At 66.7% G+C, this 24,531-nt stretch carries 18 protein-coding genes; 11 read left to right on the forward strand and 7 right to left on the reverse strand.

The features are described 5' to 3' along the window. The first annotated feature begins 467 nt into the window (after positions 1–467). Both E8F11_RS25400 and E8F11_RS25405 read left to right on the forward strand, forming a co-directional pair. Positions 468–740 (forward strand): hypothetical protein, encoded by a 273-nt coding sequence (locus E8F11_RS25400; RefSeq protein ID WP_280291685.1) that lies wholly within the window; start codon positions 468–470, stop codon positions 738–740. A gap of 96 nt (positions 741–836) precedes the next feature. After that, positions 837–5,324 carry a DEAD/DEAH box helicase gene (locus E8F11_RS25405; protein ID WP_280291686.1) on the forward strand — a complete coding sequence of 1,496 codons (4,488 nt, stop codon included), beginning with the start codon at positions 837–839 and terminating at the stop codon, positions 5,322–5,324. 257 nt (positions 5,325–5,581) lie between these two features. Here the strand turns inward: E8F11_RS25405 and E8F11_RS25410 are convergent, their stop codons facing one another. Both E8F11_RS25410 and E8F11_RS25415 read right to left on the reverse strand, forming a co-directional pair. Then, positions 5,582–6,340: a Mut7-C RNAse domain-containing protein gene (locus E8F11_RS25410; protein WP_280291687.1), complete on the reverse strand. Its 759-nt coding sequence runs from the start codon at positions 6,338–6,340 to the stop codon at positions 5,582–5,584. A gap of 56 nt (positions 6,341–6,396) precedes the next feature. Further along, a complete protein-coding gene (locus tag E8F11_RS25415) occupies positions 6,397–7,050 on the reverse strand; it encodes a peroxiredoxin (RefSeq protein ID WP_280291688.1) in 654 nt (217 codons plus the stop codon). A gap of 271 nt (positions 7,051–7,321) precedes the next feature. On the opposite strand from E8F11_RS25415, the gene E8F11_RS25420 reads away from it, so the two are divergent. Together E8F11_RS25420 and E8F11_RS25425 are read left to right on the forward strand one after the other, a co-directional pair. Next, positions 7,322–8,152 carry a methyltransferase domain-containing protein gene (locus E8F11_RS25420; RefSeq protein ID WP_280291689.1) on the forward strand — a complete coding sequence of 277 codons (831 nt, stop codon included), beginning with the start codon at positions 7,322–7,324 and terminating at the stop codon, positions 8,150–8,152. Positions 8,153–8,287: 135 nt separating this feature from the next. Continuing rightward, positions 8,288–8,578, forward strand: coding sequence for a GYD domain-containing protein (locus tag E8F11_RS25425; protein WP_280291690.1), 291 nt, complete (start codon positions 8,288–8,290; stop codon positions 8,576–8,578). 64 nt (positions 8,579–8,642) lie between these two features. Here the strand turns inward: E8F11_RS25425 and E8F11_RS25430 are convergent, their stop codons facing one another. After that, a complete protein-coding gene (locus tag E8F11_RS25430) occupies positions 8,643–9,359 on the reverse strand; it encodes an EthD domain-containing protein (protein WP_280291691.1) in 717 nt (238 codons plus the stop codon). A 305-nt stretch (positions 9,360–9,664) separates the two neighbouring features. Here E8F11_RS25430 and fusA point away from each other — a divergent pair, with 305 nt between their 5' ends. Beyond that, on the forward strand, positions 9,665–11,767 hold the full coding sequence (fusA, locus tag E8F11_RS25435) for an elongation factor G (protein WP_280291692.1): 2,103 nt from the start codon (positions 9,665–9,667) through the stop codon (positions 11,765–11,767). A gap of 194 nt (positions 11,768–11,961) precedes the next feature. Here fusA and E8F11_RS25440 read toward each other — a convergent pair whose 3' ends face one another. After that, the gene (locus E8F11_RS25440) at positions 11,962–13,095 is read right to left on the reverse strand and encodes an LLM class flavin-dependent oxidoreductase (RefSeq protein WP_280291693.1); all 1,134 of its coding nucleotides are present in this window, start codon (positions 13,093–13,095) and stop codon (positions 11,962–11,964) included. A 256-nt stretch (positions 13,096–13,351) separates the two neighbouring features. Continuing rightward, positions 13,352–14,536 (reverse strand): flavin-dependent monooxygenase, encoded by a 1,185-nt coding sequence (locus tag E8F11_RS25445; protein WP_280291694.1) that lies wholly within the window; start codon positions 14,534–14,536, stop codon positions 13,352–13,354. A 335-nt stretch (positions 14,537–14,871) separates the two neighbouring features. On the opposite strand from E8F11_RS25445, the gene E8F11_RS25450 reads away from it, so the two are divergent. From E8F11_RS25450 to E8F11_RS25475, 6 genes are all read left to right on the forward strand, one after another. Next, positions 14,872–15,378, forward strand: a complete 507-nt coding sequence (locus tag E8F11_RS25450; protein WP_280291695.1) for a flavin reductase family protein — start codon at positions 14,872–14,874, stop codon at positions 15,376–15,378. Between the two features lie 9 nt (positions 15,379–15,387). After that, entirely contained in the window at positions 15,388–17,064 is a 1,677-nt protein-coding gene (locus E8F11_RS25455; protein ID WP_280291696.1) for an FAD-binding protein, read from the forward strand. Beyond that, positions 17,061–17,819 (forward strand): glucose 1-dehydrogenase, encoded by a 759-nt coding sequence (locus tag E8F11_RS25460; RefSeq protein ID WP_280291697.1) that lies wholly within the window; start codon positions 17,061–17,063, stop codon positions 17,817–17,819. Before E8F11_RS25455 ends, E8F11_RS25460 begins: the two co-directional genes overlap by 4 nt. A 13-nt stretch (positions 17,820–17,832) precedes the next feature. Beyond that, positions 17,833–18,891, forward strand: a complete 1,059-nt coding sequence (locus E8F11_RS25465; protein ID WP_280291698.1) for a ferredoxin--NADP reductase — start codon at positions 17,833–17,835, stop codon at positions 18,889–18,891. Between the two features lie 316 nt (positions 18,892–19,207). After that, complete coding sequence (locus E8F11_RS25470) at positions 19,208–19,981, forward strand: SDR family oxidoreductase (protein WP_280291699.1); 774 nt, start codon at positions 19,208–19,210, stop codon at positions 19,979–19,981. A 64-nt stretch (positions 19,982–20,045) separates the two neighbouring features. Next, the gene (locus tag E8F11_RS25475) at positions 20,046–21,614 is read left to right on the forward strand and encodes a FadD3 family acyl-CoA ligase (protein WP_280291700.1); all 1,569 of its coding nucleotides are present in this window, start codon (positions 20,046–20,048) and stop codon (positions 21,612–21,614) included. Between the two features lie 211 nt (positions 21,615–21,825). On the opposite strand, the gene E8F11_RS25480 is transcribed toward E8F11_RS25475, so the two are convergent. Both E8F11_RS25480 and E8F11_RS25485 read right to left on the reverse strand, forming a co-directional pair. Then, complete coding sequence (locus E8F11_RS25480) at positions 21,826–22,992, reverse strand: helix-turn-helix transcriptional regulator (protein ID WP_280291701.1); 1,167 nt, start codon at positions 22,990–22,992, stop codon at positions 21,826–21,828. A 198-nt stretch (positions 22,993–23,190) separates the two neighbouring features. After that, complete coding sequence (locus tag E8F11_RS25485) at positions 23,191–24,354, reverse strand: LuxR C-terminal-related transcriptional regulator (RefSeq protein WP_280291702.1); 1,164 nt, start codon at positions 24,352–24,354, stop codon at positions 23,191–23,193. Positions 24,355–24,531 lie beyond the last annotated feature (177 nt).

Raw genomic sequence — 24,531 nt, forward strand, 5'->3', positions numbered from 1 at the left:
CAGAAACCCGAAGCTCGCTCGGCAATGAGCAAGGCTCCAAACATGAAGCCCCCTCACACCGGATTGCCGATCCGGTGTGGGCCAATACGGTGAATTACCCTACTTGCGCGCCTCCAGTATCAGGTTGAAGGGCATCGCCGCCGCGCGGTGGAAACGGCTGATGCTGGCTTCCTGGAGGACAGTGCGCAGGCGCGGTGGGGAGATACGGAAAAATGAGGAAGGAGCCACAGCAGCTGAGTCGTGCGGTGCTGGAGTGGCGCCTTCCGTGTCCTGCAATCGCGGGACAATTTTTAGTTTAGTGGCCTATCGCCCGTCCTGCTGCAAGTGTCCGGCAGCTTGGCAACCGGTCATCAGCCCTGATGGCCGAGCCAAAGCGATGGGCTATACCTGCAACTTGGCGATGCGATTTCGCACTTCCGATGAATGGCAACTACGGCGCGGCTTGGGGCCCACGCCCGGGAGGAAGGATGAAGTACCGGCTGCAAGCCAAGCTCCAGTCGCAAGTGGCGGCTGTGCTACCGGGCTATCAGGTGAAGTGCGAGTTCTCCTCGCACAACGTGATCGATGTGAGCCTGATCGAACCGGCGACCCGCGAGGCGATGCGCATCAGCGGCGTCACCATGCGGTCCCTGCTGGGACCCGGCGCCCTGGATGAGGTGGTGGACCAGTTGGTTTTCGAGATCGTCACCGTCGCTCGCACTGAAGCCAACCGCAAGCTGCCGGGCAAGGAGCCGGAATAGCCGCTCACTGCGGTTGGCGAGGGGGCCTGAAGTAGATGAAGAGCCGGTCGGCCAGCGCCCTTGAGCACAATCCGGAGCCGACCCATATTGGTAGCCATGACCTCGACCCATGCCACCGCCCTGGAGGGCTTCCATCCCGCCGTCGCCGCCTGGTTCCGCGCCACCTTCGCCGCGCCCACGGCGGCCCAGTGTCGCGCCTGGCCGGCGATCCGCGCCGGACGCAGCACCCTGGTGGCGGCGCCCACCGGTTCGGGCAAGACGCTCACCGCCTTCCTCTCCGCCATCGATGAGCTGTTGCATGAGGGCCTGGAGCGGGGCGGCCTGCCGGACCGTTGCACGGTGGTCTATGTGTCGCCGCTCAAGGCGCTGTCCAACGACATCCGCATCAACCTGGAGGTTCCCTTGGCGGGCATCCGCGCCGAGCTGGCGTACCAGGGCCTGGCGGATGTGGCCATCCGCACCGCAGTGCGCACCGGCGATACGCCGCAGGCCGAGCGCGACGCCATGCGCAAGCGCCCGCCGCACATACTGGTGACCACGCCCGAATCCCTCTACATCCTCCTCGGCTCCGACTCCGGCCGCGCCATGCTGGCGGGCTGCCGCAGCCTGATAGTCGACGAAATCCACGCCATCGCCGGCAGCAAGCGCGGCAGCCACCTGATGCTCAGCGCCGAACGGCTGGAGGCCCTGTGCGGGCGGCCGCTGCAGCGCATCGGCCTGTCCGCCACCCAGAAGCCCATCGAGCGGGTGGCGCAGTTCCTCATGGGCCAGCGCGAGGAGGGCTGCACCCTGGTGGACGTCGGCTACAGCCGCGAACGCGACCTGGCACTGGAGGTGCCGCCGGTCCCCCTGGAAGCGGTGCTGAGCAATGAGGCCTGGGAGAAGGTCTATGACCGCCTGGCCGAACTGGTGGCCGAGCACCGCACCACCCTGGTCTTCGTCAACACCCGGCGCCTGGCCGAGCGCGCCAGTCGCCATCTTTCCGAGCGCCTGGGCGATGCGGCGGTGGCCGCGCACCATGGCAGCATGGCGCGGGACCTGCGCCTGGGCGCCGAACAGCGTCTCAAGCGTGGCGAACTCAAGGTGCTGGTGGCCACGGCGTCGCTGGAGCTGGGCATCGATATCGGCGACGTGGAACTGGTCTGCCAGCTCGGTTCGCCACGCAGCATCGCCGCCTTCCTGCAGCGGGTCGGGCGCTCCGGCCACAGCGTCGGCGGCACGCCCAAGGGGCGGCTGTTCCCGCAGTCGCGGGACGACCTGGTCGAATGCGCGGCGCTGCTGGACTGCGTGCGCCGCGACGAGCTGGACGCCCTGACCATCCCCCATGCGCCGCTGGATGTGCTGGCCCAGCAGATGGTCGCCGAAGTGGCGTGCCAGGAATGGGGCGAGGACGAGCTCTACCGCCTGATGACCCGCGCCATGCCCTACGCTGACCTTGCCCGTGGCCAGTTCGACGCCTTGGTGAAGATGCTTTCCGAGGGCTACAACGGCCGCCAGGGCGTGCGTGGCGCCTACCTCCACCGCGACGCGGTGAACCGTCGCCTGCGTGGCCGGCGCGCGGCGCGGCTGACCGCCATCACCTCCGGCGGGGCCATCCCGGAAACCGCCGACTACGCCGTGTTGCTGGAGCCCCAGGGCATGCCGGTGGGCAGCGTGCACGAGGATTTCGCCGTGGAAAGCCTGGCCGGCGATGTGTTCCAGCTGGGCAACCAGTCCTACCGCATCCTCCGCGTCGAGCCCGGGCGGGTGCGGGTGGAGGATGCCCGGGGACAGCCGCCGAGCATTCCCTTCTGGCTGGGCGAGGCGCCGGGGCGCAGCGATGAGCTGTCGGCGGCGGTGGCACGGCTGAGGGGGGAGGTGGAGCGGTTATTGGGAGAGTCTGTGCCCGATGACATTGCCCTCTCCCCCAACCCCCGCCCTGCGCCCCGGCCTGACCGCTTCGCGCTCAGTCGCTCATCGGCACCGGAAGCGATGCTTCCGAAAAGCGTGCCTCTTCGCCCCGCAGGCGGGAGAGGGGAGAAAGGCGGGAGGGGGGAGAAGATCGAGCGGGCGGTTCGGGGGCTGATGGAACAGATCGGCCTCAGCGAAGGTGCGGCGCGGCAGATCGTCGAATACCTGGCGCGGGCAAAGGCAGCGCTGGGGGCCTTGCCGACCCAGCAGCGGCTGGTGATGGAGCGCTTCTTCGACGAATCCGGCGGCATGCAACTGATCATCCATTCGCCGTTCGGCAGCCGGATCAACCGTGCCTGGGGCCTGGCGCTGCGCAAGCGCTTCTGCCGCAACTTCAACTTCGAGCTGCAGGCGGCGGCCACCGAGGACGCCCTCATCCTCTCCCTCTCCACCAGCCACAGCTTCCCGCTGGACGAGGTCTGGCGCTACCTGCATTCCAACAGCGCCGAGCAGGTGCTGGTCCAGGCCGTGCTGGATGCGCCGCTGTTCGGGGTGCGCTGGCGCTGGAACGCCTCCGCCGCCCTGGCCCTGCCGCGCTTCTCCGGCGGGCGCAGGGTGGCACCGCAGATCCAGCGCATGCGCAGCGAAGACCTGCTCGCCAGCGTATTCCCCGACCAGGTGGCCTGCCAGGAGAACCTGGTGGGCGAGCGCGAGATTCCCGACCACCCGCTGGTGGCCCAGACCCTCGACGATTGCCTGCACGAAGCCATGGATGCCGAGGGTTGGCTGGCGCTGCTGCGGCGCATGGAGCGCGGCGAGGTGGAACTGCTGGCCCGCGACCTGCCGGCGCCCTCGGCCCTGGCGGCGGAAATCCTCGGCGCCCGACCCTATGCCTTCCTCGACGACGCGCCGCTGGAAGAGCGCCGTACCCAGGCTGTGCAGAGCCGCCGCTGGAGCGACCCGCAATCGGCCGACGACCTCGGCGCCCTGGATGCCGACGCCATCGCTGCGGTGGCCGAAGAAGCCTGGCCCGAGGTGCGCGATGCCGACGAGATGCACGAAGCGCTGCTGGCCCTGGCCTGCGTCACCCAGGCCGAAGCCGAGGCCAACAGCGGCTGGGCCGACTGGCTCAGGCAATTGGCCAAGGCGAGGCGGGCGGGCTGCCTGCACCTGAAGGGCAAACCGGCCCTGTGGCTGGCGGCCGAGCGCCTGGAGCTGTTTCGCGCGCTCTATCCTCAGGCGGCGCTGAAACCGTCCATCGCCGCGCCCGAAGGCTTCACCGAGCCCTGGGAAACGGAGGTGGCCTTGGTGGAAGTGTTGCGGGCCCGACTCAGCGGCTTCGGTCCCTTGCCCCTGGCGCGGCTGGCCGCTGACCTGCGCCAGGAACCATCCACCCTGGCCTTCGCCCTGGCCAGCCTGGAGCGCGAAGGCCATGTATTGCGTGGCCGTTTCACGCCCGGCGCGCAGGACGAGGAATGGTGCGAGCGGCATCTGCTGGCGCGCATCCACCGCTATACGGTCAAGCGCCTGCGCCGCGAAATCGAACCGGTGGAGCGGGCCGATTTCATGCGTTTTCTGTTCGACTGGCAGCGCGTCGCGCCTAGCGCCCAGGTACGCGGCGCCGAGGCCCTGGCCGGGGTGCTGGGGCAGCTGGAAGGCTTCGAGGCGGCAGCGGGCGGCTGGGAAAGCGAAATCCTGCCGAGCCGGGTGGCCGACTACGGCATCAACTGGCTGGACGACCTGTGCCGCGCCGGCCGGTTGGTCTGGTGCCGCCTGGGTGGGCGCGGGAAGGCAGCGGTGGGACCGGTGCGCGGCACGCCCATCCTGCTGCTGCCGCGCAAGAGCCTGGGCCTCTGGCGCGCCTGCCTGCAGGACGCGCCAGCGGCGGAGCCGTCCGCCCGTGCCGAACGGGTGCGCCAGGTGCTGGCCAGCCAGGGAGCGTTGTTCTTCGACGAACTGATGGACGAGGCCCACCTGCTGCGCAGCGAGCTGGAGGACTGCCTCGGCGAACTGGTGGCCCTGGGCCTGTGCAATGCCGACAGCTTCGCCGGCCTGCGTTCCCTGCTGCTGCCGGCGGCCCGGCGCAGTCGCCACGACCGCCGCGCGCGACTGGCCCTGGCCAATATGCAGGACGCCGGTCGCTGGGCGCTGCTGCGCGGCAAGGCCGAGGAAGGGCAGGGCAAGGTACCGGCCGAAGCCCTGGAGCATGTGGCGCGCACCCTGCTGCGCCGATACGGCGTGGTCGGCTGGCGTCTGCTGGAGCGCGAGGCGAACTGGCTGCCGCCCTGGCGCGACCTGCTGCGGGTCTACCACCGCCTGGAGGCGCGTGGCGAGATACGCGGCGGACGCTTCGTGGCCGGGGTCTCCGGTGAACAGTTCGCCCTGCCGGAAGCCGTGGGCCTGCTCCGGGAGGTGCGCAAGCGGCCGCTGGACAGCAGTCTGATCAGTCTCTCCGCCTGCGACCCGCTCAACCTGCTGGGCACCCTGCTGGGCGGTGCCAAGGTGCCGGCGCTGGCGGGCAACCGCCTGCTCTATCGGGACGGGGTGCCGGCGGCGACCCTGGTGGCGGGCAAGGTGGCGTTGTTGCAGGAAGTCGACGCGGCCACCGCCAACGAATGGCGCGCGGCGCTGATCCGCCAGCCGGCGGCCACACCGCTCGGGCAGCAGTCGAGAAGGGCGCGGATGCCCTTGTAGGTTGGGCCGAGTGTGGGGGCGAATTCACTCGCCCCCACAGGTAAAGCGTCTCCGGCTCGCGCACCCGTAGGTTGGGCAGAGCTCCGCGAAGCCCAACGAACCTTGCGCGGAGCAATGACCTGTCGATGTGGGGCCTAACCACTTGAAATAGCTCGAAATTGATCCACCCCCGCCAAGGCCGCGCCACACCTGGCCCCTGGCCATCGCCCGACAGCTTATCCACAGCTTCATCCACTGCCTTTGTGGGTAACCGTTCGTCAGCCTTCGCCGGACTTATCCACAGTCATGAGCGGGTCGAGGAGGGCGCACATGCTGCGCCAGTGGGAGCCTTCCCAGTACAGGCGCTGGCAGGCGTCGCAGCTGAGGAAGCGCGAGTAGAGCGCGCCGATGCGCGGCGGCAGGCGCGGGCGGGCGAGTTCCGCGTCGATCTCCCGCAAGGGGCGGTTGCAGTGCAGGCAGCGGCTGAAGGGGCGGGCGCTGCGGGCCAGGTCCAGGCGCTCGAAGAGTTCGCGCAGCTGCAGGGCCGGTTTCAGGGCATGCACGTAGCAGCCGTGGCTGATGATGCGGCGCTTGAGCAGCTCGCGGTCGCGGGTCAGCACGATGCGCCCCTCATGGGCGGCGATCTCGGCGATCTCGCCATCCTCGAAACAGTTGTCGTAGAGGGTGTCGAAGCCGCTCATGCGCAGCAGGCTGGCCAGCCCCCCGAGGTGGGCGTCGGCGACGAAGCGCAGCACGCGCATCGGCTGGGCCCGCACCTTGAGCAGCGGGCTGATGTCCAGGGTCTCGAACTTGGGATAGACAGCCAGGCGGTCGCCGTCGAGGATCAGCCGATCGAAGCCGACCGACTCGCCATTGAGCAGTACCAGTTCCACCTCCGTATGGGGCACGCCCAAGGCCTCGATCATGTGCTTGACCGTGGCCGCCCGCGCACAGGCGCAGGTGAAGGCTTGCCGACGCCTTTCAGCCGGCAGGAAGTCGTTGAGCTCCTCATAGAAGCGGAAGGTTGCGCTGGCCATGCAGGACAGTATGGCAGCCCGCAGGCGCGCCCTCCCGACGGAGGGCGCGCGAGCGGTCATTTCGGCTGGGCGACTACCCGCAGGTAGGGCTTGAGGGTCTTGTAGCCCTGCGGATATTTCTTCTGCGCGTCCTCGTCCGACACCGAGGTGGGGATGATCACGTCGTCGCCCGGCCGCCAGTTCACCGGTGTGGCCACCGTGTGCTTGGCGTTCAGCTGCAACGAGTCCAGCAGACGCAGCACCTCGTCGAAGTTGCGCCCGGCGCTCATGGGGTAGACCAGCATGGCCTTGACCTTCTTGTCCGGGCCGACGATGAACACCGAGCGCACTGTGGCGTTGTCCACGGCGGTGCGCGGGCCGCCGCTGGCATTGGGGTGGATCATGTCGTAGAGCTTGGCCACGGTGAGGTTTTCGTCACCGATCATCGGGTAGTTCACCGCATGGCCCTGGGTTTCCTCGATATCGCCGACCCACTTGCGGTGATCACTGACCGGGTCGACCGAAAGGCCCACCACCTTGGTGTTGCGCTTGTCGAATTCGGGCTTGAGCTTGGCCATGTAGCCCAGCTCGGTGGTGCAGACCGGGGTGAAGTCTTTCGGGTGGGAGAACAGGATGGCCCACTGGTCGCCGATCCACTGGTGGAAATTGAGGGTGCCTTCGGTGGTTTCGGCCGTGAAGTCCGGGGCCTCGTCGCCAATACGTATTGCCATGTTCGACCTCCTATCTGGTGGCTGGGGAAGAGCCGTCGCTGCGGCAGCCGATTTAGCAGGCCGGGCGGGCGCCTCGGACCTGTCGGGGGTAACAGTATAGGTCTCCCTCCCGCGCCTGCCCGGACGGCGCTGGATCAGTGGTCATGCGGCGGGGCTGACGGACTGCTATTCCTACCCAGAAGAGGGCATCGGACGGGGCAGTGTCTCCGTGACCGGGACTGCCCGGGTCGCCAACCGGCCGCATGGGCCCGGGCGCGACGGGAGGTGTCGAATGGTCAAGCATGAAAACGGGCGGTCCGACCGCTCCCCTGCAGAGGTGTACGAGGCATTCTTCGTTCCGGCCCTGTTCCAGCAGTGGGGCGCACGGGTGGCTGCCGAGGCCGGCATCACCTCCGGCCAGCGGGTGCTCGATGTGGCCTGTGGTACCGGGGTGCTGGCCTGTGCTGCGGCCGAGCGTGCCGGACCCGAGGCCGAGGTGGTGGGGCTCGACGCCAATGCGGAGATGCTTGCCGTGGCCCGGCGCAAATCGGCGTCCATCGAGTGGCTGGAAGGGCGGGCCGAAGCCCTGCCATTTCCTGACGGGAGTTTCGATGCAGTCGTGAGTCAGTTCGGTTTCATGTTCTTCGACGACCGGCCAGCCGCCCTGCGGGAAATGTGCCGCGTGCTGCGGCCCGGCGGAAACCTCGCCGTCGCCGTGTGCGATGGGCTCGAGCACTCGCCCGGCTACGCCGCTCTCGCCGAGCTGTTGCAGCGACTGTTCGGCGACCAGGTGGCCAATGCGTTCCGCGCACCGTTCGTGCTCGGCGACGAGCGATTGTTGCTGGCGCTCTGCAGCGAGGCGGGTATCACCGATGCCAAGGTCATGCGGCACGAGGGTACGGTGCGTTTTCCCTCCATCGACGCCTTGATCTCCACCGAGCGAGCCTGCGTGTGGACCCTTGGCGGCATGCTCGACGAAGGGCAGTTCGCGCGGTTGCGGCAGGAGGCGGAGCCGGCGCTGCGCGGGTTTGCCGCAGCCGATGGCTCGGTCGCCTTCGCCATGCCGGCTCTCGTCATCACGGCACACAAGGGCGACAGCGTGGAGTGCGGCTGGGTTGCCTGAACGGCAGGCAAGGCCGGTATCGGACAGGGGAGATTCAGTGTGCGGAAGGCAGATCTGGCGAGGGGGCGGCCACTCTCCAGATGATGGTTTCCGAAGCGGCGGCCGCCATCCAGCAACCTGAACAGGAGCTAGAGAATGGCTACGTACATCACGCTTGCCAACTTCACCGACCAGGGCATTCGGTCCGTCAAGGATTCCCCGGAGCGCTTCCTGGCCTTCAAGGCCATGGCCGAGCAGCTCGGCGTTTCGGTCAAGGCGGCCTACTGGACGGTCGGCAACTACGACATAGTGCTGGTCGTCGAAGGGTCCGACGAGGCCGCGACCACGCTGCTGCTGAAGGTCGGCATGCTGGGCAATGTCAGGACCCAGACGCTGCGAGGATACTCGGAGCAGGAGTTCCGGGGCATCGTCGGCAAACTGTCGTAACGGGCGGTAGATCGCTATCCAGGGCGGTGCCAGGCAAGGGATGCCCGGCACCGGCCTGTTCCCGTCAGCCCGCAGCCACTTTCAGCAGGTACTGGCTGGTGGGCAGCACATCGATCCTGTCGAAGTCGATGAAGCGGTTGCAGCTGTCCATCATCGCCGCCAGGTTCTTCTGGAACTTCGCCTCGTCGCCCACCGCATCGAAGAAGGCCATGGGATCGGTCATGGCGGCCGGCGGGAAGGCTTCCTCGACTATGGCGTCCAGCGGCGCGGCGCCGTGGGTCAGGGCGCGCACCACCAGGTTCTGCACGTAGAGGAAGTTGTCCTGGGTGTCGATGGCCACCCGGGTGTGGTGATTGCGCCAGATATCCAGCCAGGCCTCCCGGGTCAGGCGCGGCGGGCAGCTGAGGAAGGCGATCTGCGAAAAGCCGTGGGTACGCTGGCCGGGTTGGGCCGGGAAGCGGGTATTGCGAATGGCTACCGATTCGCTCACCAGATAGGCCGCCTGGCGGCTCGAGATCTCGGTGAGCACATCGTCGAACGGGCGGCGGGACTCGGTGTTGGCGCTGTCGACCCAGAGCGACAGGGTGGCGTCCGGCAGCGGCCGGTTATTCTCCTGGCGCAGGCCGGCGGCGGGGGCCACATCGGCATCCGCCAGGTTCAGTTGCAGGCCACGGGCGCCCAGGGTGAAGAGACGTTCGGCGACTTCACCGCGCAGGCGTTCGGCGAAGGCGTCGAGGCTGACCTGTGGCGCGCGCCACAGGGTGTAGATGATCTTTTCCACGGCAAGGTCCCTCATGAGGCAGTGACGGCGGCCAGGATTCGGCCGGGCAGGCAGACCATGCCGTGCGGCGCCCGGCCATGCATCGTCCGGGCGGACTAGCGGATGAGCGGCCGGTGGCCTGGCGGTGGCGGTGCTAGCGTTAGAGAAGGGGGAGGTGCCGGCCATCGGTAGCGCCATGCCCTTACGGCAGGGCCGCCCGGTCCTTCGCCGCCCACAACTTTCCAGTTCCGAGTCGGTGCCGCCTGGTGCCGCCGGCGGGCGTGCGGCCTAGCCCCAACCCATAAACCCGCACGGAGGTGATTGCCATGGCCCGTACAACCCCCATCAGCCATTACCGCAACATCGGCATAGTGGCCCACGTGGATGCCGGCAAGACCACCACCACCGAACGGGTTCTCTACTACACCGGGGTCAACCACAAGATGGGCGAGGTGCACGACGGCGCCGCGACCATGGACTGGATGGTCCAGGAGCAGGAGCGCGGCATCACCATCACCTCGGCGGCCACCACCGCCTTCTGGACCGGCTCGCGCAAGCAGCTGGAGAAATTCCGCATCAACATCATCGACACCCCCGGCCACGTCGACTTCACCATCGAGGTGGAGCGCTCCCTGCGGGTGCTCGACGGCGCAGTGGTGGTGTTCAGCGGCGCCGACGGCGTGGAGCCGCAGTCCGAAACCGTCTGGCGCCAGGCCGACAAGTACCATGTGCCGCGCATCGCCTACGTGAACAAGATGGACCGCGCCGGTGCCGACTTCCTGCGGGTGGTGGAGCAGATCAAGAAGCGCCTCGGCCATACCCCGGTGCCCATCCAGCTGCCCATCGGCCAGGAGGAGAACTTCCACGGCCAGATCGACCTGATCCGCATGAAGGCCATCTACTGGAACGATACCGACCAGGGCGCCACTCCCCGTGAGGAGGAGATACCTGGCGAACTGCTGGACCAGGCCCGGCACTGGCGCAACGTAATGCTGGAGGTCGCGGCCGAGGCCAATGAAGAGCTGATGACCAAATACCTCGACGAAGGCGACCTCTCGGAGGAGGAGATCAAGACCGGCCTGCGCATCCGCACCCTGTCCTGCGAAGTGGTGCCAGCGGTATGCGGTTCTTCCTTCAAGAACAAGGGCGTGCCGCTGGTACTCGACTCGGTCGTCGAGCTGCTGCCGGCACCGACCGAGATCCCCTCCATCCGCGGCACTCACCCGGATCATCCGGAGAAGGAGGACGAACGTCACGCCGACGACAGCGAACCCTTCTCCGCGCTGGCCTTCAAGATCGCCACCGACCCCTTCGTCGGCACCCTGACCTTCATCCGCGTCTACTCCGGCGTGCTGAACTCCGGCGATGCCGTGCTCAATTCGGTGAAGGGCAAGAAGGAACGGGTCGGCCGCATGGTGCAGATGCACGCCAACCACCGCGCCGAGATCAAGGAAGTGCGCGCCGGTGACATCGCCGCGCTGATCGGCATGAAGGACGTCACCACCGGCGACACCCTGTGCGACCTCAACAAGCCCATAGTGCTGGAGCGCATGGACTTCCCTGAACCGGTGATCTCCATCGCCGTCGAACCCAAGACCAAGGCCGACCAGGAAAAAATGGGCATCGCGCTGGCCAAGCTGGCTCAGGAAGACCCCTCGTTCCGGGTCAAGACCGACGAGGAAACCGGGCAGACCATCATTTCCGGCATGGGCGAGTTGCACCTGGACATCATCGTCGACCGCATGAAGCGCGAGTTCAGCGTCGAGGCCAACACCGGCAAGCCGCAAGTGGCCTACCGCGAGGCGATCCGCAAGACCTGCGAGATCGAAGGCAGGTTCGTCCGCCAGTCCGGTGGCCGCGGCCAGTACGGTCACTGCTGGATTCGTTTCGCCCCGGCGGACGAAGGGGAGGAGGGCCTGGCGTTCAGCAATGAAGTGGTCGGTGGCGCCATTCCCCGCGAGTTCATCCCGGCCATCCAGAAGGGCGTCGAGGAGCAGATGAAGAACGGTGTGATCGCCGGCTACCCGCTGCTGGGCCTGAAGGCCGCGGTGTTCGACGGCTCGTTCCACGACGTGGATTCCAGCGAGATGGCCTTCAAGATCGCCGCCTCCATGGCTACCAAGCAGCTGTCGCAGAAGGGCGGCGCGGTGCTGCTGGAACCGGTGATGAAACTGGAAGTGGTGACGCCCGAGGACTACATGGGCGACATCATGGGCGACCTCAACCGCCGCCGTGGCCTGATCCACGGCATGGAAGACGGGCTCTCGGGCAAGATCATCCGCGCCGAAGTACCCCTCGGCGAGATGTTCGGCTACGCCACCGACGTGCGCTCCATGTCCCAGGGCCGCGCCAGCTTCTCCATGGAGTTCGCCCGTTACGCCGAAGCCCCGGCGAGCATTGCCGAGGCGATCGTGAAGAAGTCGGGGTAAGGCCGTGGAGTCGAATTGTGGGGGCGAATTCATTCGCTGAGCAGGCCGAAGGGCTGCCCTGCGGATCTGACAGGGGCTGCTGCACAGCCTTTAGCGAATGAATTCGCCCCCACAGGAAAAGCCAGCCCAGCCTCGTGCCATCCAAAAGAAAAACGGGCCTTGAAGGCCCGTTTTCCATTCCACACTTCCGCTGCTCAGGTCAGTCCGTTCTGTTTGCGGAAGTAGGGAATCACGTGCTCGCCGATGTTCTTCAGGGTCTCCAGCTGGGCCCACTGCGGCACAGTGCCCATCTGGCAGATGAAGAGGATCTCATCGGCGCCGGCGTCGATCAGGCGTTGCACGTAGCCGATGCAGTCCGCCACGGTGCCGTAGGCATGGTTGGGGTTCATCATCGCCATGGTCGGGTCGGAGAAGTCCACCTTGACTTCCTCGGAGGCGAAGCGCGACTTGATCACCGCCTGGCCATTGCCGTCGACGAAGGTGTCGTCCTTCCACTTCTCCGGGTCCGGGCGCTCGCCGCCGGCGTACCAGTAGGCCAGGGACTCCATGAAGTAGCGCTGGCCACGGATGCCGATATGGCGGGCCTTCTCGTTGTCGTCGAGGACGATGGCCGGGCACAGGGCGGCGATATGGCGGTTGGGACGGAAGCCCACCTGGTTTTTCTCGTCACGGTTGTCCCAGGCCTCGTGGTACACGGCGACCTTCTTGGCAATTTCCTCGGGACCACCGAAGCCCAGTACCAGGGCGCCCATGCCGCGGCCGCCGGCGTTCTTCAGCGACTCGGTGTTGGTGCAGGCCAGGTACATCGGCGGGTGCGGGTCCTGGTAGGGCTTGGGATGGATGGGGCGCTTGGGGATCTTCACGAAGTCGCCGTTATGTTCGATCTCGTCCTGCACGAACATCTTCGGGATCAGGTACATGGCTTCGTCGATCTGCGGCTGCAGGGTGGCCAGGTCGTAGCCGAAGGTGCCGGCTTCCTGCTGGGTGCCGCCCTTGCCCACGCCGAAGTGCACGCGGCCCTTGGACAGAAGATCGAGGGTGGCGATGCGCTCAGCCACCTTCACCGGATGGTTCATCGCCGGCGGCAGGCAGACCACGCCGTGGCCGATGCCGATGCGCTCGGTCTTGCCGGCGACGAAGGCGAGCATGGTCTCCGGAGCGGACATGTGCGAGTAGTTGGTCAGTGCGGTGTGTTCCACGCACCAGAAGGTGTCGAAGCCGAGCTTGTCGGCGAGCACGGCCTGCTCGACGGTTTCGTCGAAGATGCGACGGTCGCCTTCGCGGCTGCTGTCGATCGTCTGTGCCTCGTAGATCAGGGAGAATTTCATGCGCTTGGCCCTTGTTGTTCTTGGTTCGGTCAACCCGGAATGCCGAGTCTTGGACGCATGGTGTTGGATCGGCAGCGCGGCTGAATCCTCCAAAAAGACTAGTCACCTTGATCCGCCGGAAAGCACGACGCCCGCGCAGGGCGGGCGTCGTGCGGTATTGCGGTTCGCTTTTCGTAGGATGGGTGGAGCTTGCGATACCCATCGATCCGCGGTGATGGGTATCGCTCCGCTCCACGCCATCCTACAGGGCGCTGCTTCAGAGGAAGAAGTCGGTGCTATCCAACCCCATGCTCACGCCACCCAGGTTCAGCGCGTACTTGCCCGGACAGTTGGCCACGTGGGCGCGGCCGGTGTGGATATCGCGGAAGGCACGGTTGATGCCGTGTTTGCGGAAGATGGTGGAGGCGCCGCTGTTGTACATCAGGGCTTCCACCGCCTGGGCGCACTTGTCGGGAACTATGGCCGAGTCGTAGCGCATCTTCACCCGTTCGGCCATGGTCAGCGCCTCACCGGCATTGGCGCGCTGCATCATCAGCTCGAAGTTGCGCAGCAGCACAGTGCGGCATTCGTCCACCGTGACCATGGCATTGGCCAGGGCGGTCTGGGCGCCGGGGTCCTGGATGATCTTGCGGCCATCGTTGACCCCGACCCGGCCCTTGTTGGCCTCGACGAACAGGTCGATGGCGCCCTGCAGCGCGCCGATGGTCGAGGACGACACCGCCCGCACGAAGATCTGTCCGAAGGGCAGGCGGAACAGCGGTGAGGTGTTCACCGCATTGCCGGGGCTGTTCTGCATGAAACCGTCGATGGAGCGGTGGGTGCGGTATTCGGGCACGAACACGTCCTCCACCAGCACGTCGTGGGAGCCGGTGGCCTCCAGGCCCATCACGTCCCAGTTGTCGATGATGCTGTAGTCGTGGCGCGGTACCAGGAAGGTACGGTAGTCCGGGCCGTCGCCTTCCTTCTCCGGCGGCACCATGGCGCCGAGGAAGGCCCATTGACAGTGCTTGCTGCCCGAGGAGAAGCCCCAGCGGCCACTCAGGCGGAAGCCGCCGTCGACGCGGGTCACCTTGCCTACCGGCATATAGGACGAGGAGATCAGCACGCTCGAGTCCTGGCCCCAGACATCCTGCGCGGCGCGGTCGTCGAACAGCGCCAGCTGCCAGTTGTGGATGGCCACCACGCCCAGCACCCAGGCCGAGGACATGCAGCCTTCGGCGAGGGTCATCTGCACCTCGAAGAAGTCCTTGGGCTCCAGCTCGTAGCCCTCCCAGCGCGCCGGCTGGAGGATGCGGAAGAAGCCCGCCTCCTGGAAGTCGCGGATGGTCTCCTCGGCCAGCAGGCCGTTCTTCGCGGCCAGCGGCGCGCGCTCGCGCAGCACCGGCACCAGCTCGCGGGCTCGTTGTTTCAGGCGTTGGCGGATCAGGTCTTGGTCGAGCATCTTGTTGTTCTCCTGTTGAAGGCTTTTCCACCTATCGCCGGGCATTCAAACAACGGGCAATGACGCGAGCATCCTCCAAACGGACCATATGGCGAGGGCGGAGATGGGAATCGGCACGGCCTGATTTTTGTGGGGGCGAATTCATTCGCTATGCAGGCCGCAGGCCTGCCCTGCGGGACCCCAGGTGGCAGCTGCGCTGCCATTAGCGAATGAATTCGCCCCCACAGGAGAAGCGGCCTTTGCCACGGCAATCAAACTAGTCCCCTCGGACGATGTTGTCCCCGCTGCCCTGGCGAAGAATCGGCAGCACTTGAGAACAACAAGAGGGCCGTGCCATGAGCCAGTCTGATCTGAAAGGCGAAATGCTCCAGGCGATGCGTCGTCTGGCCAAGTCCGTGACCATCATCACCACCAGCAACGGCGAAGAGCGTTTCGCCATGTCCGCCACGGCGGTGGATTCGCTCTCCACCGAGCCGCCGTCCCTGCTGATCTGCGTGAATCGCACCGCGTCCCTGCACGCCGTGCTGGATGGCGGGGCGGACTTCTGCGTGAACATCCTCGGCCTGGAACAGGAAGAGCTGTCTCACCTGTGCAGCGGCCCGGTGAAGGGTGAGGCGCGCTTCCAGCGTGGCGACTGGCGCAACAGTTCCGGCGGCATTCCCTACCTGGGCGATGCCCAGTCGGCCATCCTCTGCCAGCAGGACGGCAAGTTCAGCTACGGCACCCATACCGTCTTCATCGGCCGCATCGTCGAGATTCACAACAGCGCGGAGATCAGCCCGCTGGTCTATCTCGACGGGACCTATACCACCACCGCCTCATCCCTGGCCGTGGCCGGCTGAGGGTTTGCGATGACGGCAATGCAGCAGCATCCGGAAGCACCTCTGCGGGTGGCCGATCCCGGGCAGGTGAAGTGGGATGACAGCGCCGACCTGCTGGTCGTCGGCTTCGGCGGCGCGGGCGTATGCGCGGCCCTGGAGGCGCGTGGCCAAGGCACCTCCGTGCTGGCGCTGGAGCGCTTCGCCGGAGGAGGCGCCACCGCGCGCAGCGGCGGCGTGGTCTATGCCGGCGGCGGTACGCCGCAGCAGGCCGCTGCCGGCGTCGAGGATTCGCCCCAGGCCATGTTCGACTACCTGCGCCAGGAAGTCGGTGACGCCGTTTCCGCTGACACCTTGCGGGATTTCTGCAAACGCAGCCGGGATCAACTGGCCTGGCTGCAGCGCCAGGGGGCCGGTTTCGAGGGCAGCATGCCACCGGTGAAAACCTCCTACCCGAGCGACCAGTACTTCCTCTACTACTCCGGCAACGAGGCCGTGCCGAGCTACGCCCGCCAGGCGCGGCCGGCGCCCCGTGGGCACCGGGCCCTGGGCAAGGGCATGTCCGGCTACAACTTCTACGCGCCACTCAAGGCCAGCGCCCTGGGGCAGGGCGTGCGCCTGCGTACCCAGTGCGAAGTACGCCGCCTGGTGCTGGACGCCGCCGGCCGAGTAATCGGCGTCGAGGCGTGGGAACTCCCGGCTGGTAGCCGGGCGGCGAAGCGCCATGCGCGCCTGGCACGCTGGACCGATGCGCTGCATCCCTATTCGCCGCCCCTGGCCGAGCGCCTGCGCCGCAAGGTGCGCGAGCTGGAGCTGACCCATGCCGAGCGGCGCCTGATTCGTGCGGATCACGGTGTCCTGCTCAGTGCGGGCGGATTCGTCTTCAACCAGGCGATGCTGACCGTACACGCGCCGCGCTATCTCGGTGGCCTGCCGCTGGGCACCAGCGGCTGCGACGGCGCCGGCATCCGCCTGGGCAACAGCGCCGGGGGCGCCATGGACCGGATGGAGCGGGCCAGCGCCTGGCGTTTCATCAATCCGCCGCTGGCCTGGGCCCGTGGCGTGATAGTCAATGCCGCCGGGCAGCGTTACTGCAATGAAGAGGTTTATGGCGCCAAGCTCGGCCACGCCATGGTCGAAGAACAGGGTGGCCGGGCCATCCTGATCATCAACCGGGCCCTGTACAAGGAAGCCTTTGCGCAGATCGGGCCGGGCAAGGTCTGGTCCTTCCAGCGACTGCCGGCGCTGCTCAACCTGCTGTTCAACGCGCGCCGCGGCAAGACCCTCAGTCAGCTCGCCGAGCGCACCGGCCTGCCGCGTGCGGCGCTGGAGCAGACGCTGGTGGCCTACAACGCGGCGGCCCGTGGCGAGCGCGAAGATGCCTGGGGCAAGTCCGCCGGTTTCCTCGCGTCCCTGGAACAGGGGCCCTGGTATGCGCTGGACCTGTCTTTCGACAGCGCGCTCTACCCCTGTCCGGTCATCACCCTGGGCGGCCTGCGCGTCTGCGAGGGTAGCGGCCAGGTGCTGGGTGAGGACCGGCAGCCGGTGCCGGGCCTCTACAGCGCCGGTCGCAATGCGGTGGGCGTTGCGTCCAACTTTTACGTGTCCGGCCTGTCCCTGGCCGATTGTGTCTACTCCGGGCGTCGTGTCGGCGCCCATGTGGCCGGCCTGGTCCGCGCCGCCAAGTCTTCCCAAGGAGAACAACAATGAAACGAGTCGAAGGCAAGGTTTGCATCGTCACCGGCGCCGCCAGTGGCGTGGGACGCGAAGACGCGCTGCTGCTGGCCAGCGAGGGTGCGAAGGTGGTGCTCACCGACCTCAACGAGGAGGCCGGCCGCCAGGTGGCTGCCGAAATCGGCGACAACGCGCTCTTCGTCCGCCAGGACATCGCCAGCGAGGCGGATTGGCAGAACGTCATCAAGCTCACCCTGGAAAAGTTCGGTCGCCTCGACGTCCTGGTGAACAACGCCGCCATCCTGGTCCTCGCCAGCATCGAGGACACCAGCCTGGAACTCTGGCAGAAGGTGCAGCGGATCAACAGCGACGGCTACTTCCTCGGCTGCAAGTACGCCATCGCGGCGATGAAGGACAGTGGCGGCGGCTCCATCATCAATATGTCCTCGGTGGCGGCCCTGGGCGGCCTGCCGCTGTTCTGCGCCTACTCCGCCTCCAAGGGCGCGGTAGCGGCGCTGACCCGCTCGATAGCGATGCACTGCAAGCAGCAGGGCTACCGCATCCGCTGCAACAGCGTGCACCCGGACGGCATCAACACCCCCATGACCCAGGCCCTGGCCGGCGGCCAGCCGATTCCCCAGGAAGAGCTGGACAAGAACCCGATGAACCGTATGTGCGCGCCGCGCGACATCGCCAACATGGTGCTCTTCCTCGCCTCGGACGAATCGCGTTTCGTCAGCGGCAGCGAGTTGCGCATCGACAACGCGCAATTGATCGGCGGCGTCGCCTGAAGCGGAGAGAACCATGGGTAGTGCGCAGCCACTTGTGATCGAACCCCAGCAGTCCGGCAGCTTCCAGTTGGAAGTGGCCGAGGTGATTGCCGAAACCCACGACAGCCGCTCGCTGGTGCTGCGGATTCCGGCGGGGCTGGAGGAACGCTTCCGCTACAAGCCGGGGCAGTTCCTCAGCTTCCGCGTGGCGCTCGGCGGCAAGCGGCTGACGCGCTGCTACTCGATGTCCAGCTCGCCGGATTGCGACAGCCTGCCCAAGGTCACCATCAAACGGGTGGACGGCGGCCGGGTGTCCAACTGGTTCAACGACGAGGTGCGCGCCGGCGATGTGCTGGACGTGCTGCCGCCGGCCGGGCACTTCCACCTGCGTCCCGGCGAGCACGACCTGGTGCTGTTCGGTGGTGGCTCGGGGATCACCCCGGTGTTCTCCATTCTCAAGTCGGCGCTGAAGACCAGCCAGCGCCGCATCAAGCTGGTGTACGCCAACCGCGACGAGGCTTCGGTGATCTTCCGCGACGAGCTGCGGGCCATCGCCAAGGCCCATGTGGAGCGGCTGGAAGTGGTGCACGTGCTGGACTCGGTGCAGGGCTTCCTCACCGATGGCGAAGTGCGCCAGCTGGTGCGCGGCCACGCCGGTGCGGAGTTCTACATCTGCGGGCCGGGGCCGTTCATGGACACCGTGGAGCGTGCCCTGCTGGCGGCCGGCGAGGACATGGCGCGGATCCATGTGGAGCGCTTTGTCTCGCCGCCCGATCCGGACCAGCAGGAGGCCGTCGCCGTGCCGGCCGGCACCGACGTCGAGCAGCTGCTGGTGGAACTGGACGGCCAGCTCGCCGAGGTGCCGACGCAACCCGGCGAGACCTTGCTGCAGAGTTGCAGGGCGGCCGGCCTGGATGTGCCCTATTCCTGCGAGGAGGGCTTCTGCGGCGCCTGCATGTGCACGGTGGAAGAGGGCGAAGTGATCCTCTCCCGCAACGATATTCTCAGCCCCGCCGAACTGGCCGAAGGCTGGACCCTGGCGTGCCAGGGCCGCCCGGGCAGCGCGCGGCTGAAACTGAAGTTCCCGGGGTGACAGCCGGGGGCTGCCGCCCTGCCGGGTGGTATTGAGCGTGTATGTCTGTGCCTTTATGCCCGGCTTCGGCCGGGTATTTTTTTGATGGGTTTCGCTTCGCTCTACGCCATCCTACGAAGCTTCGGCCGGGTCATTTCCTTGCAGGCGGGGCACCGGATCTTGTGGGAGCGAATTCATTCGCGATTGAAATCGCTCCCACAACATGGAGCCTCCCACGCTGCGATACGGGCGTAGTCCCAACGGACGATCACTCCTGACCACTCCAGGGGTAGACTCCGCGAAAACCCCATTCCAAGAACAACCAACGAGGTTCCCCATGGCACGTCTGTCTAGCAAGGTCGCGGTCATCACTGGTGCTGCTTCGGGTATTGGCCTGGCCTGCGTCCGGCGCTTCGCCGCCGAGGGCGCGCAAGTGGTCGGGCTGGATGTCGGCGAACCGCGTGCGGATGTTGCCGCCAGTCTCGAGGGCCTGAGCCCGGCGCCGCTATTCCTGAGCCTGGACGTACGTGACGAGGCGCGGGTGCAGGCGGTGATGGAGGAGGTGGTGCAGCGCTTTGGCCGCATCGACGCCCTGGTCAACGCTGCCGGCATCGCCAGCCGGGGCAGCATCACCGAGACGACCACCGAGGAGTGGCGCCGGGTGCTGGATATCCACCTCACCGGCAGCATGCTCACCAGCAAGTACGCCCTAGTACCCATGCTCGCGCAGAAGAGTGGCTCGATCATCAACTTCGGCTCGATCTTCGGCCTGCAGGGTTGTGACGGCAACGCGGCGTACAACACCGCCAAGGGCGGGATCAGCCAGCTCACCCGTTCCATGGCCATCGACTTCGGCCACGCCAATATCCGCGTCAACGGCATCTGCCCGGGCCTGATCGACACCCCCATGACCCAGATGGTCAAGGAGCAGGAGGCCTTCCACGCCTTCTTCGCCTCGCAGCACATGCTCTGCCGTGCCGGGCGTCCGGACGAGGTGGCCAGCGTCGCGCTCTTCCTCGCTTCGGATGATGCCTCTTTCGTCAGCGGCCAGATGATCGCCGTGGACGGTGGCTTCTCCGCCGGCCGTCGCTTCGCGCCGCCGCAAGCCTGATTCCCCAGCCATTTCCGCGGCCTGCTCCTGCCGGCCGCTGTCCCCTCGCGCCCGAGAAAAGCCCATGCCCAACCTGGAATGCGCCCTGACCATCCCTGAACTGCTGGCCGCCGCCGCGACGAGTTACGGCGAGTCCATGGCCATCGAGGACGAAAGCACCCGTATCAGTTACCACCAGCTCGACCAGCTGCGCCGCCGGGCCGCCCAAGCCCTGCTGGCGCTGGATGTACAGGTTGGCGAGCGGGTGGCCATCTGGGCGCCGAACATCCATGAGTGGATAGTCGCCGCTGTCGCCTTGCAGAGCGTGGGCGCCGTGCTGGTGCCGTTGAACACGCGGATGAAGGGGGCCGAGGCCGGCTTCATCCTGCGCGAGAGCGGCGCCAGCCTCCTGTTCGTCGTCGGGCAGTTCCTCGGCACCGACTACCCGGCGCTGCTGTCCGGTGAGGCGTTGCCGGAACTGCGCAGGCGCATCTGCCTGCGTGGGGAGGCGGAGGGCTGCCTGGGCTGGGATGCTTTCATGGCCCTGGGCGCCGAAGTCTCGCCGGCGGAGCTGGCGGTGCGCGAGGCGGAGGTCGACGAGCACAGCCTGTCGGACCTGCTGTTCACCTCCGGCACCACCGGCAAGCCGAAGGGCGTGATGACCGCCCATGGCCAGAACCTGCGCATCGTCCGCGACTGGAGCGCCATGGTCGGCCTGCGTCAGGGCGACCGCTACCTGATCGTCAATCCCTTTTTCCACAGTTTCGGCTACAAGGCCGGTTGGCTGGCGGCGCTGTTGCGCGGCTGCTGCATCCTTCCGCAGCAGGTGTTCGACGTGCCGGTGATGCTGGAGCGCATCGCCCGCGAACGGATCAATGTGCTGCCTGGCCCGCCGACCCTGTACCAATCCATCCTCAGCTTCCCCGGCCGTGAGCGCTACGACCTCTCCAGCCTGCGGGTGGCGGTGACGGGCGCCGCCTCGGTGCCGGTGGAAATGGTCAGGCGCATGGCCAGCGAGCTTGGTTTCGAGACCATAGTCACGGCCTACGGCCTGACCGAAGCGTGCGGCTTCGTCACCATCTGCCGCCCCGGTGATTCGGCCGAGCGGGTGGCCACCACCTCCGGTCGCGCCTTCCCGGATGTGGAAGTGCGCTGCGTGGACGCCGCCGGTAACCCGGTGCCGCCCGGCGAACCGGGAGAGCTGCTGGTACGCGGCTACAACCTGATGAAGGGCTACTTCAACAACCCTGAAGCCACGGCCGAGGCCATAGACGCCGAGGGCTGGCTGCACACCGGCGATATCGGTGTGCTCGACGAAGCGGGCTACCTGCGGATCACCGACCGCATCAAGGACATGTTCATCACCGGCGGCTTCAACGTGTACCCGGCGGAGATCGAGCTGGTGATCCTGCGTTATCCGGGCGTCGCGCAGGCGGCGGTGATCGGTATTCCCGACGAGCGTCTGGGCGAAGTGGCCATGGCCTTCCTCCTGCCCGCTGCCGGCCAGCGCCTGGACACCGGCGAGTTCCTCGCCTGGTGCCGCGAGCAGATGGCCAACTACAAGGTGCCGCGCCGAGCGCTGCTGCTCGACGCGATGCCGCTGAATGCCGCCGGCAAGGTCACCAAGGACGCGCTGCGCGCCCTGGCGGGGTAGATTCTATGTTCGCTTGCAAGCCTGTTGGCCAATCAAGGTGGGGTCAAAAGGCTTGCCGCTTTTCTGTGGGGGCGAATTCATTCGCGAACCGGACCGCAGGTTCGGCCTGGGAGTCAGCTTGGGGCTGCTGCGCAGCCCTTAGCGAATGAATTCGCCCCCACAACAAGGGTTCCACGACACTCCGTGGCAGTCTGGAGAAGCCCACTCCGGCCTACAGGCCCCTGGCGCGTTCGTCGCCCAGGGCGCTGCCGCCAAGGACCGCCACGCTGTTGTGCAGGACGTAGGCCAGTTCGCTTTGGCGGGTGACCCCGGCCTTGGAGAAGATCGCCCGCAGGTGGGCCTTCACGGTGTTGCGCCGGATATTCAGGCGGACACCGGCTTCGTCCAGCGTGTCGCCATGGGCCAACTGGATCGCCAGGGCAGCCTCGGCCGGGGTGAAGCCGAACAGCTGACGCAGTGATTGTGGCTCCACGCTCACCCGGCGTTCCGGATCACGCAGGAACACCGCGACTGCCGGGTGCCTGCCTTCCAGGCTTTCCTCACGCGGCAGGCTCTGCACCACCACACCCAGGCTGTTGCGTCCGGATGGACGCTGCAGGGTGATGGCCTCCGCAATCTGCGGGCCCGGCTTCAGGCGCTCTTGCAGGGCCAGTTTGATCAGGCCCTGCAAGGCCTGGTTGTCGCGCCGGTAGGTCGCGCTGAGGCGTTCGTTGGCCAGGCTCAGGCCATCACGCTCGTCCAGCAATTCGCAGGCGGCCTGATTGGTTTCCAGCACCTGGAGATTGTTGTCGAGGATCACGGTACCGATCTGCATGCGCTCGACGGCCGAAGCGTAGAGCTGGCGTTCCGTTTCAGTGCGCTTGAGCTGGCCCTGGAGATTGACGGCCCGCCGCAGGTGCGTCAGCAGGCGTGCGCAGAAGGCCTTGTCCTGGGCATCGAACCCCTTGTCCCCGTGCGGCCGACAGATGCGCAGGCGGCACTCGATTCCGTTCGGGGTGTGCAGGTCGGCGCCCATGATGTGGAACACATCCAGCGGCGCATTGAACTGCTGGTAGAAAGCCGATTGCAGCCAGCGCTCCTCGCCGAGCAGTTCAGCCACCGTATGGACTTCGCCGGGCGGCAGGCCGACGAAGGGGTCGAGGGCGTAGTAGGTGTCGCTGTAGGCGGATATCGCCCAGGTCTCGACAGGACCCGCGTTGACCATGAAGCCCGGGTCCCCCGGTGCGCTGGGGCGCAGGATCAGGGTGGCGTAATTGGCCCTTAGCGCCGTTCGCAGCTGCTCGAGGCTGCGCTGCCAGGGCAGTTCTTCACCGGCCCCTTCATAGATCTGTTCGATGAGCTGGCTGAGATCATCGAGTGAAAAGTCGGATGCATTCATAGTTGTTGTTCACCCTTCAGGCACCGCGAAAGTCAGGCTCAGTCGCGGAAATCAGCTGGTCCGGGAATACAGCGTCGCCCGGATGGTCGGCCCGCTCATCATTCGGACGGGCTAGGCGTTTTATCACCACCCGTAAGGCGATACATCCTGTGCCTGACCAGCTGCTTATTTTGTATCGATTACCGCACGGAGATGCGTTCAAGCCAGCGATGCAACGCTGTTGAGCAAGGTCTTCACCAACTGCGCCTGGCGGGTCGCGCCGGTCTTGGCAAACACTCCGCGCAGGTGCGCACGAACGGTATTGCGCGATACGCCGAGGCGCTCGGCGCATTCGTCGAGGGTCAGGCCGTCCATCATCAGCATCGCCACCTCGGTTTCCGTGCGGGTCAGCTGGAACAGGCTGCGCAGCAGGCGCCGCGAGGCCTGTGGCGAGTCGCTGGGATCGCGGATGAACACCGCCACGGCTGGCCGCCGCGCGTTGCCCTGGCCCTCGTAGTTCAAGGCGATGGGGCGCAGCAGCACATTGAGCGGCACCTCCCCCGTCGGCCGCGCCAGGGTCAGCACCTCGATGCAGTCTTCCTTGCCGTGCTGGTGGTGCTGCAGGACAGCGCCAATAGCCCGTTGCAGGTTGCGGTTGTCCTGGCCAGCGAAGGCGTGGAGCTTTTCCTGGCGGCATTCGAGACCGTCGCAGGCGTCGAACAGGTGTTGCGCCGCCTGGTTGCAGCGCATCACCTTGCCGCTCGTGTCGAGAATGGCCGTGCCCACCAGCAGGCGGTCGATGGTGGCGGCATAGAGCAGGCGCTCGGAGTCCAGCTGGTCGACGGTCGAATGCAGGTCCACAGCCTGCTGCAGGTGTGGCAGAAGGATGCGCACCAGGGCCATTTCCGCGGCATCGAAATCCTCTCCGGCGTGACCTCGGCAGGCGAAAAGTGCGCAATGCATGCCGGCCGCCGTGCGCATGTTGGCTACCAGCACATGGCGCAGGTCGAGCGGGCGCAGGTAGCTCTGGTAGAAGTCATGGGCCAGCCAGTGTTCGGTGCCAATCACCTGGTCGGCGCTGGCGATCTGGTCGACGGGCCAGTCCAGGAAGGGGCAGATGGAGTAGTAGTGCTCGCTGTAGGAGGGCTCGCCCGGCAGGTGCGGGCCGTGGATCGAGGCGTTGACGATCAGCCCCGGGCGCTCGTGGGCCGGGTTGCGCAGTACCAGGGTCAGGTAGCTCGCGTCGAAGCGCTGGCGCAGCGCGTCGAGCAGGCTGGCCCAGGGCGTGGGTTCCAGCGGACCGCGGTAGGTCAGCGCCAGCAGCTCGCTGAGATCCGGGGCGCTGATGCCCGCGATTTCATGGGCAAGTCGAAGGTCGTGCATCCGCGCCTCTCTTGTAGTGGTTGTGGGGCTGGATGGGGCGAGTATTGGGCGGCCTGGGCCCTGGGCAAATCGTCCGTTTGGCCTAGTGGCCGCCATTCCTGGCGGGGCTACCTCGCGTGTGCCACGTAGCCCGGGTGAACGACGAAACCGCGTAGGGTGCGCCGTGCGCACCGGAAC

It is taken from the genome of Pseudomonas sp. BN417 (assembly GCF_029871205.1).
GTDB lineage: Bacteria > Pseudomonadota > Gammaproteobacteria > Pseudomonadales > Pseudomonadaceae > Metapseudomonas.